The organism is Streptomyces sp. NRRL S-1022 (assembly GCF_000720135.1).
In the GTDB taxonomy this organism is placed as follows: domain Bacteria; phylum Actinomycetota; class Actinomycetes; order Streptomycetales; family Streptomycetaceae; genus Streptomyces.
Map to the genome: position 1 here is coordinate 95,342 of NZ_JOIU01000008.1, position 18,281 is coordinate 113,622.

Genomic DNA, 18,281 nt, shown 5'->3' on the forward strand with positions numbered 1-18,281 from the left:
AACGTATCGGCAGACGATCACTTGTCACAAGTTCATGCCGCACAGATCACGTGAAGATCACAGAGTTGAGATGTTGTCATCTTCCTGCTGAGGGGCCGTCATGATTCGCTCCGCCGCCCCCGGGGACCGGCGTGAACTCCACGGGCAGGGTGCGCAGGCCGCGCATGATGAGCCCGCCGCGCCAGCGCAGCTCCGCCGGGTCCGCGGCGAGCCGCAGGTCCGGCAGCCGGGTGAGCAGGGTCGCGAGCGCGGTCTGGCCCTCCAGACGGGCGAGCGGCGCGCCCAGGCAGTAGTGGATGCCGTGCCCGTACCCGAGGTGCTGGTTGTCGCGGCGGGCCAGGTCCAGCACGTCCGGGTCGGCGAACCGCTCCGGGTCCCGGTCGGCGGCGGCGAGGACGACGAGCACCGGATCGCCCGGCGCGATGTCCTGCCCGCCGATGGTGAGCGGCTCGGTGGCGAACCGCCAGGTGGCCAGCTCCACCGGGCCGTCGAAGCGCAGGAGTTCCTCCACGCCGGTCGCCAGCAGGCCGGTCTCGTGGCGGGCCAGGGACTCCTGCAGCCGGTGGCGCTGCTCGGGGTGGGTGAGCAGGGCGTAGGTGCCGTTGCCGATGAGGTTGACGGTCGTCTCGAAGCCGGCGAACAGCAGGATGAAGGCCATGGCCGCGGCCTCGTTCTCGGTGAGGTGCTCGCCGTGGTCGGAGGCCCGGATGAGGCCGGAGATCAGATCCTCGCCGGGCGCGGGCTCGGCGGGCAGCGCCTCCCGCTTCCTGTGGATCAGCTCGCCGAGGTAGCCGCGCATCTTCTTCACCGACCGGGCGACCCCGCCGCGGGGGCCTCCGCCGTGCCGGATCATCATGCCCGCCCAGTCCCGGAAGTCGTCCTGGTCCTCGCGCGGGACGCCGAGCAGGTCGCAGATGGCGTAGATGGGCAGCGGGAAGGCGAACTCGTGGATGAGGTCGGCCGAGCCGCTCTGCGCGAACCGGTCGATGAGGTCGTCGGTCAGCTCCTGCACCCGGGGGGCGAACTCGGCGACCCGGCGGGGGGTGAACGCCTTGCTGACGAGCCTGCGCAGCCGGGTGTGGTCCGGCGGGTCGATGTTCAGCAGGTGTGTCATCAGCTCGGCCTTGCGCTCGCCCGGGATGCCGGTCTTGCCCTTGGCGTGCGCGGGCTCGTCGTGGTGCGCCGGGTTCTTGCTCAGCCGCTGGTCGGCCAGCGCCTGCCGGGCATCGGCGTACCGGGTGACCAGCCACGCCTCGACACCGCTCGGCAACCGCGTCCGGTGCACCGGCGCGTGCTCGCGCAGCCAGGCGTAGGCGGGGTACGGATCGGCGGCGAACTCCCAGGTGAACAGGGCGGGGGCGGGCGGGGGGCCGGGCTCATTGGTCACTCCTCGACGGTATCCGGCCGCCCGGCGGGTGGGGCGGGGGGTGGGGGCGGCAGCGTGGCGGGCAGGCCCTTCGGGGCGACGGCGGCCTCGCGCAGCCACGCGTCGGCTGCCGCGTCCTTACCCTGTCCGCGCAGCATCTGGGCGAGGTGCTGGGCGGCGTACACGGATCCGCGCTCATGTCCCGTGCGGTACCACGACTCGGCCTCCTCGTACCGGCCGAGGGACTCCAGGACGACACCGAGGTTGGCGGCGCCCGCCGCGTCTCCGCCCTGCGCCGCCTGCCGGTACAGAGCCTCCACCTCGGCAGCGTCGCCCGTCTTCGTGGTGAGGAGTAAGAACCCGAGGTCGTTGGCGGCGCGCGGGTCACCCCAGGCGGCCGCGTAGCGCAGCCACTCCTCCGCCTCCGGGTTCTGCCAGCCCGCCAGGAGGGAGCCCAGGCTCCCCGCGACCTCCCGGTGACCCGCGGTCGCCGCCCGGCGGTACCAGCGCACCGCCTCCTCCTCACGACCCGGCCCCACCAGCATGTCGCCCAGCTCGTGCGCCGCCGCGCCGTCACCCGCCTCGGCTGCCTGCCGCAGCCAGTGCTCGGCGCGAGTGCGGTGGTACCGGCCCAGCTGCCGCGCCGCCCAGGCGAATCCGGCCTGCGCCGCCGCCGTCAGGTACGGCAGCGCCTCCTCCTCGTCCCCCCGCTCCACCAGCAGCAGCGCCAGCACGGAGGCGGCCTTCGCGTGCCCCCCGTCGGCCGCACGGCGCAGCAGGGCCTCGCTCTCCTCACCCTCCGTGTGCAGCGCGAGGTTGAACGCCACCGCCACGTCGCCCGCCTCGACGCGCGGGCCCAGGGCCGTACGAGCCGCGCCGAGAATCGCGCCATGGTCCAGCCGTGCCCCGGCCCCGGACCCGCTCTCGGCCGTGTCCAGCAGCGTCCACCACACCCGGTCCGGCACCGGCTCCAGGTCCCCCCGCCCCAGCGCCTCAGCGACCAGCGCCCCGTACGCCCGCCAGGTGCCGTCCTCCGCGCCCCCCACGAGCAACCCCGAGACACCGAACATGGGCGCCGTCGCCCAGGCGAACGCCTGCTCGTACGCCTCCCTCGCCGCCGCCTCCGCGTACTCCTGCCCGTACCGCTTCTGCACCTTCCTCAGCAGCGACGCCGGCACCGCGCTCTCGATCCCGCACTGGGCGACGTCGACCGCCGCCCGGACCAGTAACCGCCCCAGCGGGTGGTCCTGCCGGGTCCCCGGCCGCCGCCAGTCGTCGAACAGCAGGTGCCCGACCGCGAAGTACGACCCCACCCCCTCCTTGCCGCTCCACATGTACGCCGGGTACGCCCGCGGGTCGTCGCGCGCCGACAGCCGCGCCAGCTCCGCCTCGCTCCACTCCCGGCGCAGCTCCACCGTGCGGGCCGCGGCGACGACCCGGTCGCCGGGGGCGGTCCCGGCGCGCCTCCGGTAGTACTCGGCGGGGCGCATCGTGGCGAGCACGACGGCACCGAGGTCGTTGAGCCGCCCGAGCAGCGGGAGGTCCAGCCGGCCCGGGCCGAGGTGCTGGGTCAGCTCGTCCAGCCAGACCACGTGTCCGCCGGGGCTGCTGCGCAGTGCGGCCACCAGGGGGCGCAGGTCCTCCCCGGGGTCCGGCGCGTACACGCGGTGGCCCTTAAGGGAGCGCACCGCGTTCCATGCGGTGTACGAGGTGCCCGCGTACGGTTCGCCGAGGAGCAGCACCAGGCCGGGGCGGGCCACCAGGGCGCGCAGCTCCTCGTCGCGGTCGCGCGGCACGTACGGCGGCACGTCGGGCAGCCCCGGCACCGGCCGTGTCGGCCACACCCCGAACTCCAGCGGTCCCACGCGGTCGGCGGCCCGCCACTCCGCCGGCACCGGGGCGGTGCCGTAGTGGTGGTGCTGCACACCCACCGTGGGCCCGTGGAAGGTGCCGTACCGGAAGTCGACGTGGTCGCTGGTGGGCTGGGGCCGGGCGCCGGACCGACCGGGTGCGCGCTCCTGCGCCGTGTGCTCCCGGGGGCCCTGCTCCTGAGGTGCCCGATCCGCGGAGGCCTGTATTCCGCGTCCAGGTTTCCCGCGCGCCTCCTCCTCGGTCGCCCCGGTCGCCCCGGCCTCCTCCGGTCCGGGCGTCTCGGGGGTGGTACGGGTCGCCGGGGGCGCTGTGCCGGGGTCCGTGGCGACCTCCAGCAACTCGTCGAACGCGTCGGGGTGGGCGCGAAGCAGCGCCAGGGACCGGAGCTGGGCGACGCTCGTGAGCCGGTCGTCGCCCCACGGGGTCCAGGCCTCCGCGGCGTAGGCCATGCCCGCACGCCCCAGCGCCTCCTCCACCCGCAGCGCCACGGCCGGTGAGCGGCGGATCGCGCTCAACAGTGCGCGCCTCAGCTCCTCCAACTCAGTCGTCACGTCGGCCCCCACCCTCGCACCCGCCCGTCGGTGCAACGGTACTAAGTTGACAGCCCCTCAGCGGCCCGTATCGCGTCCCGGTACGCCCGTGCCGCCGCGCGGAGTGCCGCTTCCGGGTCGATGCCGGCCGCCTCGGCGCGTACCGCCAGCGCCAGCAGTTCGTAGCCGATGCCCTCGCCCCGCGGGAGCGGGACGTCCAGGGCCGCCGTCCGGGTGCGGGAGGCGAGCTTGGCGGCGAGGGCCAGGCCGGGCTGGCCGAGCGGGACGCCGTCGGTGACGGAGGTGCGCTGCTTCTCCTCGGCCTTGGTGCGCAGCCAGTGCTCCTTGACGTCCTCGGGGGTCTCGGCCCGCTCGTCGCCGAAGACGTGCGGGTGCCGGTGGATGAGCTTGGCGACGATGCCGCCGGCCACGTCGTCGACGGAGAACGGGGCGTCGGGGTCCTCCTCGGCGATCCGGGAGTGGAAGACGACCTGGAGGAGGACGTCGCCCAGCTCCTCGCGCAGTTCCTCGCGGTCGCCGGCCTCGATCGCCTCGACCAGTTCGTACGCCTCCTCGATGCCGTACTTCGCCAGGCCCTCGTGGGTCTGCCGGGAGGACCAGGGGCATTCGGCGCGGATCCGGTCCATGACCTGCACGAGGTCCAGCAGGCGGGCGCCGGGCAGGTCGTAGGAGGCGGGGAGCAGCTCCAGCTCCGGCATGGCGGTCCGGCCGGAGCCGGCCAGCCGGGCGAGGCCGTCGGTGAGGGCCGGCTCGCCCTCGCCCGTCGCCACGACCACCACCGTGCGCCCGCCGGCGCAGGTGTCCACCAGTTCCCGGGCGGTGGGGGACGCCTGCGCCACCGCTATCCCGGCCTCGCGCAGATACGGCAGCTGCGGATGGGCGCCGTCCGCGCACAGCACGGCGTCGGCGGTGCGCAGGGCCTGCCAGGCGGGCCAGGACAGCAGGCCGGGGGCCACGCGGTGGCTGGTGGTGAGCAGGACGACGCGGCCGGGGCTGGATCCGGGACTGGGTTCGGGGCTGATTCCGTTCACGAACCGAACGTAACCCACTGCACCGGGGAGCGGATCGCGTTGTCCACAGGGCCGACGGGGTCGTGCGATCGTATGACCGGACCCGCTGCCGCGCCCCCGGCCGGCCCAAGCCTGACCGGGCGGCCCGGGCCGTGGCCGGCCTACGCGGTGACCGGCTCGCCGCCCGCCGTCGTGACCTCCCGCACCCACGGTGTGTCGGCGTCCACCCGGCTGCTCTTCTGCACGTCCCAGGCGCCGTAGCGCGGGTTGAGGTCGACGTGGAGTTCCTCCGAGGCCTTGGACAGGGCCTTCCAGAAGGCGGGCTGGCTGGTGTCGGTGCCGAGCCGGGAGGCGAGCTTCTGCGCCTCCAGTTGCAGGCGCAGGTTGTCGTCGAGGCGGGCCGGGGCGATGCCGTACTTCTGCAGCCAGGCCGCCTCCAGGCCCTTGCCGCCGCCGGCCTGCCGCTCCAGGTCCCCGCGCATCCGCTGGATCTCGCTGCGGGTGACCGTGATGCCCCGGTCCTGCGCGGCGCGGTGCAGTACCCGGTCGAGCACCATGTTGTGCAGGGTGTCGCGGGTCAGGCCGCTGGTGGAGGAGACGACCTGCTGGTACTGCGTCTGGTCCGGCACCGCGGCCCGCTGGGCCTTGCGGACCTCGTCGACCCGGCTCTCCAGCTGGGCGACGGTGATCCGCTGCCCGCCGACGACGGCGGCTGCGCCCGGGTGCGCATCGTTTCCGCAGGCGGTCAGCAGGGGTGCCGCGGCGGCGATCGCGGCGGTGAGGACGAGCGCGGTGCGACGGCGGCGGTGCAAGGGAACCTCCTGAGGAGATTGTGCGACGGTGCACAAGGTCTTGCGGTGATCGATGGTAGGCAGTGGGCGGGCCCTGGCCAACCCATTCGACCAACGATTCGCACCCGCTTCGGGCACCGCCACGTGCCTATCCGCGCACCTGTCCCAGCCACTGGAGGGTCCGGCGGACCTCCATGGCCATCGGGTGGCCCGGGCCGTGCAGCCGCTCCACGTCCAGGACCAGCCGGGCGAGCGTGTCGTGCGCGGCCGGACGGTCGCCGAGGGCGAGCAGGAGGTGGCCGATGCGGCGGCGGACCTCGTGGGCGAGCTGCGGGTCGCCGGAGACGTACTGGTTCTCGTAGTACGGCAGCAGCGCGCGGTACTCCGCGAGTGCCGCCGCCGGTTCGCCCAGCTGCTCCAGGCACTGCGCGGCCTCGTAGCGGTAGCGCAGCGACTGCGGGTCGGCCTGGCCGGCCTCGGCGGCGCGTTCGTCGCCGAGGCGGCGCAGTTCGGGCAGCGCGCGCCGGTACTGGCCGTCGTCCATGAGTGTGGCCGCGTACTGCTTGCGCAGGGTGCGTACCACCGGGGAGTGCTCGCCGTGCTGCTCGGCGGCGGCCGGCAGGATCGCGCCCAGGATGTCGACGGCCTGCGTGATGCGGCCCTCGCCCAGCAGGCGCTTGACCTCGTCGACGGCGGCGGCGACATCGGGCTTCTCGGCCACCGGCGGGGCCGGCGCGACCGGGGCGGGCTGTGGCGCGGGGGTCCTGGCGCGGTCCGGCCAGGGGGCGTGCGGGCGCAGGAAGGGGCGGGTGGGGTCCAGGGGCGCGCCCGTGGGCGTCCCGCGCGCGGGCAGCAGCAGTGCCAGGTCCTCGTACACCTCCTGCGCGGACGCGGGGCGGTGCTGGGGGTCCTTGGCGAGCAGCCGCAGCACCAGCGCCTCCAGCGCCTCGGGCACCTCGGGGCGGATCCGGCGCACGGGCAGCGGCGGCTCGTACAGGTGCCGGTGCAGCACGCCCAGCGCCGTGGAGCCGGCGAACGGCACCTCGCCGCTGAGCAGTTCGTGCATCAGCACACCCAGCGCGTACAGGTCGGTGTACGGGCCGACCGCGCCGCCCATCGCCTGCTCCGGCGCCATGTAGGCGGGCGAGCCGATCGGGGAGCCGGTGTGCGTGAGGCGGGTGGTGTCGGTGTCCATCACCGAGGCCACGCCCAGGTCGAGGACGGTGACCGTGCCCTCCTGCTTCACCATCACGTTGCGCGGCTTGAGGTCGCGGTGCACGATCGGCACGGCGTGCACGGCGCTCAGCACGGCGCACAGCTGCGCGGCCACCGCGACCGCCCACTGCCACGGGTACGGGTCGTGCTCGGCGAGGTGGTCGGAGAGGTCGGCGCCGTCGACGTACTGCATGACGAGGAACAGTTCCTCGCCCTCGCTGCCCGCGTCGTGCACCGTCACCAGCCCGGGGTGGTCCACCTGCGCGGTCACCCGGCACTCGCGCACGAACCTGCGGCGCAGCTCGTCCGCCTCCTGGCCCGCCACCTTGTCGGGGCGCAGCAGCTTCACCGCCACGCGCCGGTCGAGCCTGCGGTCGTACGCCGTCCAGACCTGGCCCATGCCGCCCTGCCCGATGAGCGTGGACAGTTCGTAACGGCCCGCGATCATGCGCCCCGTCGCCACGGTCACCGGCCGCCCTCGCCGCGGCCCTCTTGTCCGTCGTGCCGGCGCAGGTAGTCGCTCAGTTCGTCGAGTTCGGCGCGCACCTGGTCGATGCGGGCGGGCGCGGGACGCTGCGGCGGCTCGGCCCGCGGCACCGGGGGCACCGGGGTGTGGTGCACGGGCGGCTGGGGCACCGGCGTGTGGTGCGCGGGCGGTACGGGCTGCTGCGGCACCGGGCCGGGCGTCGCGTACGGCGGTGCCGGGTGCCCGTAGCCGTAGGGGCCGTGCACGGTGGGCGCCTGCGCGTGCGCGTACCCGGCGAACGTCCGCTGCTGGTGCACCCGGATGTCCACGACCAGGTAGTACACCGCGGACACCACGCCGAGGAGCAGGAGCAGCCCCAGCGCGAGGTCGCTGCGCCAGTCCGCCTCCGGCAGTTCGCCGACCACCACCAGCCCCGTGATGGACAGCGGCAGGCTCAGCCAGGCGATCAGCCAGTCGTACGAGCGGCCCCGCACGAAGGCGGCCCGGAACAGCGGGAGGCAGGACAGCAGTCCGCACGTGAGGGCCCCGGCCGCCGCGAACATCACGCGCAGGGATATGACCGTTCCCGCGCTGCGCGGAGGCGGCACCGTGCCGTGGCCGTACATGACTGCTCCTGGACCGAGTGGGACCGATGGGGACGGACGCCGACGGGACGGTGTCCGGGTCGGAGTCCGAGCGTATAGGCCGACAAGGACAACCGGTCACGGGTTGTACCGAACCGTTGCCGCACTGATCACTTCCCTGTGTCAGGGCCGGGTTCAGCCGGGTGCGACCGTGCCGTCCGTCAGTCCGTCGTACATCCCGCGCACGAGCTGCTCCCCGAGCCGGCTCGCCTGCCGGAGCGCCCGCTCGAACTCGTCGAGTGCGCGGAACCGTGCGCCGTAGCGCCGCTGTTCGTCCAGCGGGAGCCGGGGCAGGTGCAGCCGGCGCACGTCCAGCCGGGTCGCCGTGGAGGCGTAGCTGGTGGCCTGCCGGTTGTTGGCGGTCCCGCGCAGGAACCCGGCGAGGAACCACGGGTCGAGCGCCGTGCGGTCGGGGCGCAGCAGGACGAGGTTGCGCCCCAGGGCGGCGCCGCCCGTGGCCTCGTCGATCACACGCGTCACCGCTCCCCCGCCGAGCACCGGCACGACGACGTCGCCCGGCTCGGTCAGCACGGCCTCCTCCTCGCTCTCCGGGAGCGTGCCCGACGGTGCCGTGCCGGCCAGGACGTCGTGGTCGGTGAGGACCGGCACGCGCGCGTGGCCGCCGTTCCCGCCGGTGCGCAGCACCAGCGCGCCCCCGCGCGCGAGTTCACCGACGGTGGTGAGCGGCCAGCGCGCGGGCGGTGCCGGGTCGGCGGGCGGCGGGGTGAGGTCCGCGGTCAGGCGCAGGGTCGCGCCCAGGCGCTCACGCACCCGCGTGAGCTGCTCCGCGCCGTCGGCGACCGCAGGCGGCAGATGGCGGGCGGGCGCGAGGTCCACGTCGTCGTCGAGGAGTTCGATGACCGGCACCGAGCGGGCCAGCCCCGGACGCTCCGTCAGCCGCCCCGCGCGCGTGAAGGCGCGCCAGGCGTCCGTCACGGCCTCCCGTACCGCCTCCCAGTCCGGGCCGCCCCGCCCCTCCCCGGCGAACCTCCCGGTGTCCACGAGCAGCACCTCGGGCGTCGCCGGCATCCGGTCGGGCCGGCGCAGCACCCACAGGTGCAGCGGGATGTTGTACGGCGGTGCCGCGCCGACCGGCAGCGCCACGACGGCCCGCAGCGCGCCCCGGCGCAGCAGATCGGCCCGGATCCGGCGCCCGGAACGGCGGGAGGCCGCGGCCGGCGGCATGAGCAGTACGGCGGTGCCGCCGTCGGCCAGCCGGGCCAGCGCGTGCTGCACCCAGGCCAGCTCGGACTCGGTGCGCGCCGGGAAGCCGTACTCCCAGCGGGGGTCGTAGGCGAGTTCGTCGTGGCCCCAGTTGCGCTCGTTGAACGGCGGATGGCACAGGACCACGTCGGCGCGCAGGCCGGGGTGGGCGTCGGCGCGCAGGGTGTCGCCGGCGGCGGCGCGCACGGTGGCCCGGCCGTGCAGCGCCAGCCGGAGCGCGCTGAGCGCGGCCAGCTCGGGGGCGCCGTCCTGGGCGTACAGCTCCTGGTCGGGACGGGGGGCGACGGCGCGCAGCAGGGCGCCGGTGCCGCAGGCGGGGTCCAGCGCGGTACGGGCCGGTCCGGCGAGGTCGGCCATGAGACCGGCGAGTTCGGCCGGGGTCAGCGTGTACTGCCGGGGGTTGGCGTCCAGGTGCCGGCCCAGCAGGAACTCGAACGTCTGCCGCGCCCCCGCCTCGGCGGCCAGCTCGGCGACCCCGCGGAGGAGGGGGGCGGAGGGGAGGAGCTGGGGGGCGGAGGGAGTACGGAGGGCGGGGGTGGGCGGGGTGGCTTGGGGCGAGCCCGCCGTGGCTGCCGGCACAACCGCCGTGGCCGCTGTGGCTGGGGTGGCTTGGGCGTCCGCGCCTGCGGCGGGCGTGCCGGCGACGGGCGCGGCTGTGGCGGGTGCGGCTGTGGCGGAGTGTCCGGCCGTCGTGCCGTGCACCGTCGACGGTCTGTGAATAGTTGGCGGGGTGTTCACACCAGCTGCCGTGACCGAAGCGCTCACACCGGCCCCCGCGTCGGCAGCGTTCACACCCCCGGCACCGGCCGCCGCGTTCACACCGCCTCCGCCGACGCCCAAGCGCGGGCTCAGTACCTGCTCCAGCGCCCCCGGCAGCACCGCGGCCAGCCTGGCGTCCGAGCCCGCGCTCGCGTCGAGCCACACGGTGGGCCGTTCGTTGATGAGCAGCAGCACGCAGCCGGCGTGCACCAGGGCCGTCAGCGGGCCTTCCGGATGGCCGGCGAGCTGCTGCCAGACGCGCTCGCGCAGCGGGACCTCGGCGAGTTTGCCCTGCCTGCGCAGCCATGCCTCGACCTCGGCAAGGGCGAAGGACGGGCTGGTCTCGGTACCCCCGACCGGCTTCGGGAAGTCGGCGTGCCGGCGGCGCCAGTTGCTGACGGCGGCACGGCCCACTCCGGCGAGCCGCGCGATACCGGCTGCGGTCACCTCTGTCGCGTTGTCCTGCACCGGCCCTGCTCCCCTCGTCCCGTGTGTGCGCCGAGCATACCGGCGTACACAAGATCTACTCGTTCACGGCGTGTACTCGACTCATCATGTGAACCGTGTTGACTCGGTTCACATGCTCTGTTCTTATTGACCCAGCGAACAGCGGCCACCGGAGGGGGAGGCCGCAACACTCGGGGAGGGGTTCGCCATGGGTATGAAGGCCAAGGTCGCGTTCGGTGCGGTCGTCGGGCTCGTCGTCATCGGCGCCGTGTCCGCGAACGCCGGAAACGACGGCAAGGACGGCGTGTCCGGCACCGGCCACAAGGGCTCCTCGGCCTCGGCCGGGCACGAGTCCGGGGGCACGAAGGACTCCGGTGGCGCCGGGGCGGCCGGGAAGAAGGCCGCGTTCGGGGGCGACGGCGACTACCGGGTCGGCACCGACGTGCAGCCGGGGACGTACCGCACGGCCGGGAACACCGACGGCCTGTGCTACTGGGAGCGCGCCAAGGACGCCTCCGGCGAACTGGACTCCATGCTCGCCAACGACAACGTCAGCGGCACGAGTTACGTGACCATCAAGCCCACCGACAAGCTCTTCAAGTCCCACGGCTGCGAGGGCTGGGAGGCCGTGGACCCGAAGGCCAAGGGCACGCCCGGTTCCTCGATGGACGGCGACGGGGGCATGTACAAGGTCGGCACCGACATCGCGCCGGGCACCTACCGGTCGGCCGGGAACACGGACGACGGCTGCTACTGGGAGCGCGTGAAGGACGCCGGTCACGGCCTGGACTCGATCATCGCCAACAACAACGTCAAGGGGACGGCCGTCGTCACCATCAGCCCGTCGGACGCCTACTTCAAGACGAACGGCTGCGGCGACTGGAAGAAGGCCTGACTCCTTCTCCCACCCGCTCCTCTCACCCGCCCCTCCCAGCCACCTCTCTCGACCACTCCGCTCACTCACTTCTCTCAGCAAGGAACCGTCATGCGTCGTACCGCTCTTGCCGCCCTCTGTCTCGCCGCCGCGGCCACCGCGGGACTCACCACCGGCTGCCAGTCGGGGCAGGACTCGGCGGACAGCAAGCCGAAGGGCCCGTTCGCCGGACTGAGCGGCGGCCAGATCACCGAGCGCGCACTGAAGGCGACCACGGGTGCCCCGTCCGTGCGGCTGAAGGGCCGGATCGACGACGACGAGAGCAAGGGCACCATCGACCTCGACATGGCGCTCAACGGCAAGGGCGAGTGCGCCGGCACGCTCAGCATGAACGGCCAGGGCAAGGCCGACCTGATCAGGACCGGCAGCAGCGTCTACATGAAGTACGACGAGGAGTTCCTGCGCGCACAGAGCGAGGGCGAGTCCAAGGAGGACACCGACGCGGCGGTGGACATGCTGGCCGGGAAGTGGACCAAGATGGCCATGAAGGGCCAGGACGCCAAGGACCTCGCGAGCTTCTGCGACCTGAACTCGGTGCTCGGTGACGTGAGCGACGGGGACTCGGCGGGCACCACCCGCGGGAAGACCACGCGGATCGACGGCGTCCCCGCGATCGCCCTGCACGAGAAGGACGGCAAGGAGCGCTACACGGCGTACGTGGCGACCGAGGGCAAGCCGTACCTGCTGCGGGTCGACATCGTGTCCGGCACGAAGAAGCCGGAGCACCTGTCGTTCGTGGAGTACGGCAAGCCGGTCCCGGCGCAGAAGCCGGCGGGGAAGATCATCGACCTGGACGCGCTGTAGGAACCGGTGACCGTGCGCCGGGCCCGGCGCACGGTCACAGCGGGTGCCGCGCCCAGACGTTGGACACCGGCCTACGCGGACACCGGTTCACGCGGTCGCCGGTTCACTCGGTCGCCGGGTGGGTCACCGGGCCCGGAAGCGCTCGGGTGCCCGGGTCGGGTTGCCGCCGGTGGGCAGCTTCTGGTCCGGGCAGCCGGCGAGGACCTTCTTCATGGCCGCCTGTTCGGCGGCGGTGACCCACAGGCCGTACTTCTTCTTGACCGCGACCTGGGCGGCGACATACGTGCACCGGTAGCGCTTGTTGGGCGGGAGCCAGGTGGCCGCGTCTCCGTCCCCCTTGCCGCGGTTGGTGCTCGCGTCGACGGCGAGGAGGTTGAGGGGGTCGTTGGCCAGCGCTATCCGCTTGCCGGGGTCCCAGTACTTGGCGCCCTTCTGCCAGGCGTCGGACAGGGCGACGACGTGGTCGATGTCGACCTGGCTGCGGCCGCGCCGGTAGGTGATCTCCTTGCCGGAGTACGGGTCGTGCTCCAGCAGGCCGTAGGAGACCTTGCAGCTGCCGCCGGTGAACCTGACCTTCTCCAGGTCGCGTTTGAGGATGTCGTCGCGGGTGTCGCAGGAGTTGGAGTCGGTGTCGGCCCAGGCGGTGCCGAACCGGGCCCGGGAGTAACCGGTCTTCGGCGCGCGGCCCTTGACGGTCAGTGACTCGGCCGCGGTCAGGGCCGCGCCCCCGCGCCCGGTCCGCTCGGGCCCGGACGTCCCGGCGTTCTGCTCGTCCTTGCAGCCGGCCACGGCGACCAGCACGGTTACGGCGGTGACCGCTCCGACCCTCAGACGCGTCACGGTACGTCCCCCTCGCTCACCTGGTCCGCCCTCCGGCGCGGGCGGATCGTTCCGCTCACCACGGTAACCGCCCTTCGCCGCCCGCGAGATGGGGCGTAAAGGGGCCATGAGCGGACAAGTCGGGCCCGGTTCGGCAGGTTTCCCGCCCGTCGGCTTGACCTTGCCACCGGCGTCAGGGTCCGACGATCCCGGCATGAGCGAGAACAGCACCCCCCAGGGCCCCCGTACCGTCCTCGTGACCGGCGCCGGTACCGGCATCGGCCGTGCCACCGTGCGTGCGTTCGCCGCCGAGGGCGCCCGGGTCGTCGCCATCGGCCGCCGGGCCGCGCCCCTGGCCGAGACCGCCGAGGGCCACCCCGGCATCACACCGCTGCCCGCCGACGTGACCGCCGAGGACGGGCCCGCGACCGTCGTACGGGCCGCACTGGAGCGGTACGGCCGCATCGACGTGCTCGTCAACAACGCCGCCGTCGTCACCACCGACTCCCTGCGGGACTACACCCGCGCGTCGGTACGGCCGTTGCTGGAGACCAACCTGCTCGCGCCCGTGCTGCTCACCCAGGCCGCGCTGCCCGCGCTGACGCGAAGCCGGGGCGTGGTGGTGAACGTGACGACCTCGGTGGGCCAGCGGGCCTGGCCCGGCAACTCCCTGTACGCGGCGGGCAAGGCGGCCCTGGAGGTGCTGACCCGCAGCTGGGCGGTGGAGCTGGCGCCGCACGGCGTCCGGGTGGTCGCCGTGGCCCCGGGCGCGATCGAGACACCGATCACCGACCACTCCGGCTTCGGCCCCGAGCAGCGCGCGGCGCTCCGCCGGTGGCAGCTCGCCCACACCCCGCTCGGCCGGATCGGCCGCCCCGAGGAGGTCGCCTGGGCCATCACCGGGCTCGCCTCCCCGCAGGCGTCCTTCGTGACGGGCGCGGTGCTGCCGGTGGACGGCGGAGCGGTGATCGCCTGACCGCCACCCCTCAGGACCCCGGCCCGCCCAGGGATCCGGCCCGCGCGGGCACCCGGCTCACCCAAGTACCCGGCCCGCACGGGAACCGGGCCCGTGCGGGAACCGGGCCCGTGCGGGAACCGGGCCCGTGCGGGAACCGGGCCCGTGCGGGAACCGGGCCCGCTCAAAGGTCCTGTCGGCTCAGGACCCGGCCCGCGCGGGGACCGTCCCCGCCGCGGGCACCCGGCTCACTCAAGGCGCCCGGCCCGCTCAAGAACCCGGCCCGCGCGGGAACCGGGCCCGCTCAAAGGTCCTGTCGGCTCAGGGACCCGGCCCGTTCAAGGACCCGGTCCGCTCAAGGCGCCCGGCCCGCCCCAGGACCCGGCCCCGTGCGGGAACCGGGCCCGCTCAAAGGTCCTGTCGGCTCAGGGACCCGGTCCGCTCAAGGCGCCCGGTCCGCTAGGGCGTCTGGTCGTGCGCCTCCCGCAGGGCCGTCGCCAGGCGGTCGCGTATCGCCGTCTGGGCCGCGATGCGGGCGTCCAGCACGGCCAGCCGGTCGCGGGCGACCTTCAGCGCCCCGGCGGAGGCGGGACCCTCGGTGACGTCGCCGTCCAGGCAGGGCAGGAACACCCGTACGTCGTCCAGGGTGAGGCCCGCTCCCAGCAGCCGGCGGATGTTGCGGACCCGGACCACCGCACCGGGGTCGTACGTGCGGTAGCCGTTCGCGGCACGCGCGGAGGTGATCAGCCCCGCCTGCTCGTAGTGGCGCAGGGCGCGCGGGGTCGTCCCGGTGGCCTCGGCCAGCTCACCGATCCGCACGCGCGCCCCCGTACCCGCCCCAGTCCCCGTCCCCCTGCACCGGCCGCTCGCCCCTAGCCCAGGATCGAGGTGAGGAACTCGCCGACCCAGGACAGCAGTTCGCGGTTGATCAGCGGCTTGCCGCCCACCTTGGCGGTCTTCGGGCGCGGGACCAGCACCTGGTGCGCGGCGGTCTTGACGACCGTGCCGGGGTAGAGACGCTTGAGCCGCAGCTCCTGCGACTCGCGCAACTCCACCGGGGCGAAACGGATATTGGTGCCCTGAAGGACGATCTCGCCCACACCGCACGCCCGCGCGAGCATCCGCAGGCCGGCCACCAGCAGCAGGTTCTCCACCGGCTCGGGCAGCTTGCCGTAGCGGTCGGTGAGTTCCTCGCGGACGGCCTTGATGTCCTCCTCGCTGTTGGCGGAGGCGATGGCCCGGTAGGCCTGGAGACGCAGGCGCTCGCCGGGGGCGTAGTCGTGCGGGACGTGCGCGTCGACGGGCAGCTCGATCTTGACGTCGAGCGGCGCCTCCTCCTCGATCTCGCCGGTCTCCAGCTGGCGCCGGTAGTCGGCGACGGCCTCGCCGACCATGCGGACGTACAGGTCGAAGCCGACGCCCGCGATGTGCCCGGACTGCTCGCCGCCGAGCAGGTTGCCCGCGCCGCGGATCTCCAGGTCCTTCATCGCCACGTACATGCCCGCGCCCATCTCGGTGTGCTGGGCGATGGTCGCCAGGCGCTCGTGGGCGGTCTCGGTCAGCGGCTTCTCCGGCGGGTACAGGAAGTAGGCGTAGCCGCGCTCGCGGCCGCGGCCGACCCGGCCGCGCAGCTGGTGCAGCTGGGACAGGCCGAAGGTGTCACCGCGTTCCACGATCAGGGTGTTGGCGTTGGAGATGTCGATGCCGGACTCCACGATCGTGGTCGACACCAACACGTCGAACTTCTTCTCCCAGAAGTCGACCACGACCTGCTCCAGGGCGGCCTCGGACATCTGGCCGTGAGCGGTGGCGATGCGCGCCTCGGGGACGATCTCGCGCAGGCGGGCCGCCGCGCGGTCGATGGACTCGACCCGGTTGTGGATGTAGAAGACCTGGCCCTCGCGCAGCAGTTCGCGGCGGACGGCGGCGCCGATCTGCCGCTCCTCGTACGGCCCGACGAAGGTCAGCACCGGGTGGCGCTCCTCCGGGGGCGTGGTGATCGTGGACATCTCGCGGATGCCGGTGACCGCCATCTCCAGGGTTCGCGGGATCGGGGTCGCGGACATCGTCAGGACGTCGACGTTGGCGCGGAGCTTCTTCAGCTGCTCCTTGTGCTCGACGCCGAAGCGCTGCTCCTCGTCGACGATGACCAGGCCGAGGTCCTTGAACTTGGTCTCGGAGGAGAACAGGCGGTGGGTGCCGATGACGACGTCCACCGAGCCCTCCTTCAGGCCCTCCAGGACGGCCTTGGCCTCGGTGTCGGTCTGGAAGCGGGACAGCGCCCGCACGTTGACCGGGAACTGCCCGTACCGCTCGGAGAACGTGCCGAAGTGCTGCTGCACCAGCAGGGTCGTGGGGACGAGGACGGCGACCTGCTTGCCGTCCTGTACGGCCTTGAAGGCGGCCCGGACGGCGATCTCCGTCTTGCCGTAGCCGACGTCGCCGCAGACCAGGCGGTCCATGGGGACCGTCTTCTCCATGTCCTCCTTGACCTCGGCGATGGTGGTGAGCTGGTCGGGGGTCTCCGCGTAGGGGAAGGCGTCCTCCAGCTCGCGCTGCCAGGGGGTGTCGGCGCCGAAGGCGTGGCCGGGGGCGGCCATGCGCGCGCTGTACAGCTTGATCAGGTCGGCGGCGATCTCCTTGACGGCCTTCTTCGCTCGGGCCTTGGTCTTGGTCCAGTCCGCGCCGCCGAGACGGTGCAGGGTGGGCGCCTCGCCGCCGACGTACTTGGTGATCTGCTCCAGCTGGTCGGTCGGGATGTAGAGGCGGTCGCCGGGCTGGCCGCGCTTGGCGGGCGCGTACTCCACGACCAGGTACTCACGGGTGGCGCCCTGGACGGTGCGCTGCACCATCTCGATGTAGCGGCCGACGCCGTGCTGCTCGTGGACGATGTAGTCGCCCGGCTCCAGGGTGAGCGGGTCGATGGTCTTGCGGCGGCGGGCCGGCATCCGGGCGCCGTCGCGGGTGGCGGTGCGCTGCCCGGACAGGTCGGTCTCGGTGAGCACGGCGAGTCTGAGCGCCGGGTCCACGAAGCCGTACTCGATCGAGCCGCAGGAGACGTGCACCACGGAGGGGCTCAGTTCGCCGAGGTCGGCGTCCATGCGGGCGGCGATGCCCTCCCCGCCGAGCACCTCGACGGTGCGGGCGGCCGGGCCGTGGCCCTCGGTGACGAACACCGCGCGCCAGCCGTCGGCGAGCCAGCCCTTGGTGTCGGCGAGGGCCCGCGCGGTGTCGCCGCGGTAGGACTCGGGGGCGTGCATGCCGAGCTTGAGGGTGTCGGCCTCCGGTTCGAGGTCCGCCGCGAACGGCGACACCGACCACCACATGAGGTCCAGCTCGCGCGCGCGGTCGCGGACGTCGGCGATGGACCACAGGGAGGCGGCGCCGACGTCGATCGGGGCCTCGCCGCCGCCGGCGGTGGCCGCCCAGGAGGCCTGGAGGAACTCCTGGCTGGTGGCGACGAGGTCGGCGGCGCGGGTGCGGACCCGCTCGGGGTCGCAGACGACGGCCATCGCGCCCTTGGGGAGTACGTCGAGCAGCAGCTCCATGTCGTCCACGAGGACCGGCGCGAGGGACTCCATGCCCTCGACCGCGATGCCCTCGGCGATCTTGTTCAGGAGCTCGCCCAGCTCCGGGTGCTGCTCGGCGAGGGCACGCGCGCGGGCGCGGACGTCGTCGGTGAGCAGCAGCTCGCGGCACGGCGGCGCCCACAGGCCGTGCTCGGCGACCTCCAGGGAGCGCTGGTCGGCGACCTTGAAGTAACGGATCTCCTCGACGTCGTCGCCCCAGAACTCGATGCGCAGGGGGTGTTCCTCGGTGGGCGGGAAGACGTCCAGGATGCCGCCGCGTACGGCGAACTCGCCGCGCTTCTCGACCAGCTCCACGCGCGCGTACGCCGCCGCGGCGAGGGCTTCGACCACGGCGTTCAGGTCCGCGCTCTGGCCGGTCCTCAGGGCCACCGGCTCCAGGTCGCCCAGGCCCTTGACCTGCGGCTGGAGCACGGAACGCACAGGCGCCACGACGACGGAGACCGGGCCGGTCTCGGGGTCGTCGGGGCGGGGGTGGGCCAGGCGGCGCAGGACGGCGAGGCGGCGGCCGACGGTGTCGCTGCGGGGGCTGAGCCGCTCGTGCGGGAGGGTCTCCCAGGAGGGGTACTCCACGACGCCGTGTTCGGGCAGCAGGGAGCGCAGGGCGGCGGCCAGGTCCTCGGCCTCCCGGCCGGTCGCGGTGACCGCGAGCACCGGGCGGCCGGCCTCTCGGGCCAGGGCGGCGACCGCGAAGGGGCGGGCGGCCGGGGGGCCGACGAGGTCGACGTGCGGGCGGTTGCCGTCCGCCGCCGCCTGAATCGCTTCCGCGAGGGCGGGGTCCTTGACTACGGCGTCGAGCAGACCGTGCAGGCTCATGAGGGCTTCCATCCGGGCAGG

The 18,281-nt window shown here is 73.8% G+C and carries 13 protein-coding genes; 3 read left to right on the forward strand and 10 right to left on the reverse strand.

The annotated features are described in order from the left end of the window. Positions 1 to 76: 76 nt before the first annotated feature. The 7 genes from IG05_RS0110925 to IG05_RS0110960 form a co-directional block, all read right to left on the reverse strand. On the reverse strand, positions 77 to 1,387 hold the full coding sequence (locus IG05_RS0110925) for a cytochrome P450 family protein (RefSeq protein ID WP_030341476.1): 1,311 nt from the start codon (positions 1,385 to 1,387) through the stop codon (positions 77 to 79). Next, positions 1,384 to 3,789, reverse strand: a complete 2,406-nt coding sequence (locus IG05_RS0110930; protein WP_158838847.1) for a hypothetical protein — start codon at positions 3,787 to 3,789, stop codon at positions 1,384 to 1,386. Before IG05_RS0110930 ends, IG05_RS0110925 begins: the two co-directional genes overlap by 4 nt. A gap of 41 nt (positions 3,790 to 3,830) precedes the next feature. Beyond that, a complete protein-coding gene (locus IG05_RS0110940) occupies positions 3,831 to 4,820 on the reverse strand; it encodes a nucleoside triphosphate pyrophosphohydrolase (protein ID WP_030341478.1) in 990 nt (329 codons plus the stop codon). Positions 4,821 to 4,960: 140 nt separating this feature from the next. Next, complete coding sequence (locus tag IG05_RS0110945; protein ID WP_030341479.1) at positions 4,961 to 5,611, reverse strand: SurA N-terminal domain-containing protein; 651 nt, start codon at positions 5,609 to 5,611, stop codon at positions 4,961 to 4,963. A 127-nt stretch (positions 5,612 to 5,738) separates the two neighbouring features. Then, entirely contained in the window at positions 5,739 to 7,253 is a 1,515-nt protein-coding gene (locus IG05_RS0110950) for a serine/threonine-protein kinase (protein WP_199808302.1), read from the reverse strand. 17 nt (positions 7,254 to 7,270) lie between these two features. Continuing rightward, the gene (locus IG05_RS0110955; protein WP_030341483.1) at positions 7,271 to 7,897 is read right to left on the reverse strand and encodes a hypothetical protein; all 627 of its coding nucleotides are present in this window, start codon (positions 7,895 to 7,897) and stop codon (positions 7,271 to 7,273) included. A 153-nt stretch (positions 7,898 to 8,050) separates the two neighbouring features. Beyond that, positions 8,051 to 10,366: an N-6 DNA methylase gene (locus tag IG05_RS0110960; RefSeq protein ID WP_030341485.1), complete on the reverse strand. Its 2,316-nt coding sequence runs from the start codon at positions 10,364 to 10,366 to the stop codon at positions 8,051 to 8,053. Positions 10,367 to 10,553: 187 nt separating this feature from the next. Here IG05_RS0110960 and IG05_RS0110965 point away from each other — a divergent pair, with 187 nt between their 5' ends. Together IG05_RS0110965 and IG05_RS0110970 are read left to right on the forward strand one after the other, a co-directional pair. Next, positions 10,554 to 11,240, forward strand: coding sequence for a hypothetical protein (locus IG05_RS0110965; RefSeq protein ID WP_030341486.1), 687 nt, complete (start codon positions 10,554 to 10,556; stop codon positions 11,238 to 11,240). A 90-nt stretch (positions 11,241 to 11,330) separates the two neighbouring features. Continuing rightward, positions 11,331 to 12,083, forward strand: a complete 753-nt coding sequence (locus IG05_RS0110970; protein WP_030341488.1) for a hypothetical protein — start codon at positions 11,331 to 11,333, stop codon at positions 12,081 to 12,083. Positions 12,084 to 12,206: 123 nt separating this feature from the next. On the opposite strand, the gene IG05_RS0110975 is transcribed toward IG05_RS0110970, so the two are convergent. Continuing rightward, positions 12,207 to 12,923 (reverse strand): HNH endonuclease family protein, encoded by a 717-nt coding sequence (locus IG05_RS0110975; RefSeq protein WP_030341489.1) that lies wholly within the window; start codon positions 12,921 to 12,923, stop codon positions 12,207 to 12,209. Positions 12,924 to 13,116: 193 nt separating this feature from the next. Between IG05_RS0110975 and IG05_RS0110980 the strand changes: the two genes are divergently transcribed. Next, entirely contained in the window at positions 13,117 to 13,878 is a 762-nt protein-coding gene (locus tag IG05_RS0110980) for an SDR family NAD(P)-dependent oxidoreductase (protein WP_030341491.1), read from the forward strand. Positions 13,879 to 14,316: 438 nt separating this feature from the next. On the opposite strand, the gene IG05_RS0110985 is transcribed toward IG05_RS0110980, so the two are convergent. Together IG05_RS0110985 and mfd are read right to left on the reverse strand one after the other, a co-directional pair. Continuing rightward, positions 14,317 to 14,676: a MerR family transcriptional regulator gene (locus IG05_RS0110985; protein WP_030341493.1), complete on the reverse strand. Its 360-nt coding sequence runs from the start codon at positions 14,674 to 14,676 to the stop codon at positions 14,317 to 14,319. 53 nt (positions 14,677 to 14,729) lie between these two features. After that, complete coding sequence (gene mfd / locus IG05_RS0110990; RefSeq protein WP_030341494.1) at positions 14,730 to 18,260, reverse strand: transcription-repair coupling factor; 3,531 nt, start codon at positions 18,258 to 18,260, stop codon at positions 14,730 to 14,732. Positions 18,261 to 18,281: the final 21 nt, after the last annotated feature.

What these genes read in the sequence shown, in the direction of transcription:
- IG05_RS0110950 (WP_199808302.1), bottom strand. Translation starts at nt 7,253, where the DNA reads ATGATCGCGGGCCGTTACGAACTGTCCACGCTCATCGGGCAGGGCGGC.
- IG05_RS0110955 (WP_030341483.1), bottom strand. Translation starts at nt 7,897, where the DNA reads ATGTACGGCCACGGCACGGTGCCGCCTCCGCGCAGCGCGGGAACGGTC.
- IG05_RS0110965 (WP_030341486.1), top strand. Translation starts at nt 10,554, where the DNA reads ATGGGTATGAAGGCCAAGGTCGCGTTCGGTGCGGTCGTCGGGCTCGTC.
- IG05_RS0110970 (WP_030341488.1), top strand. Translation starts at nt 11,331, where the DNA reads ATGCGTCGTACCGCTCTTGCCGCCCTCTGTCTCGCCGCCGCGGCCACC.
- IG05_RS0110980 (WP_030341491.1), top strand. Translation starts at nt 13,117, where the DNA reads ATGAGCGAGAACAGCACCCCCCAGGGCCCCCGTACCGTCCTCGTGACC.
- mfd (WP_030341494.1), bottom strand. Translation starts at nt 18,260, where the DNA reads ATGAGCCTGCACGGTCTGCTCGACGCCGTAGTCAAGGACCCCGCCCTC.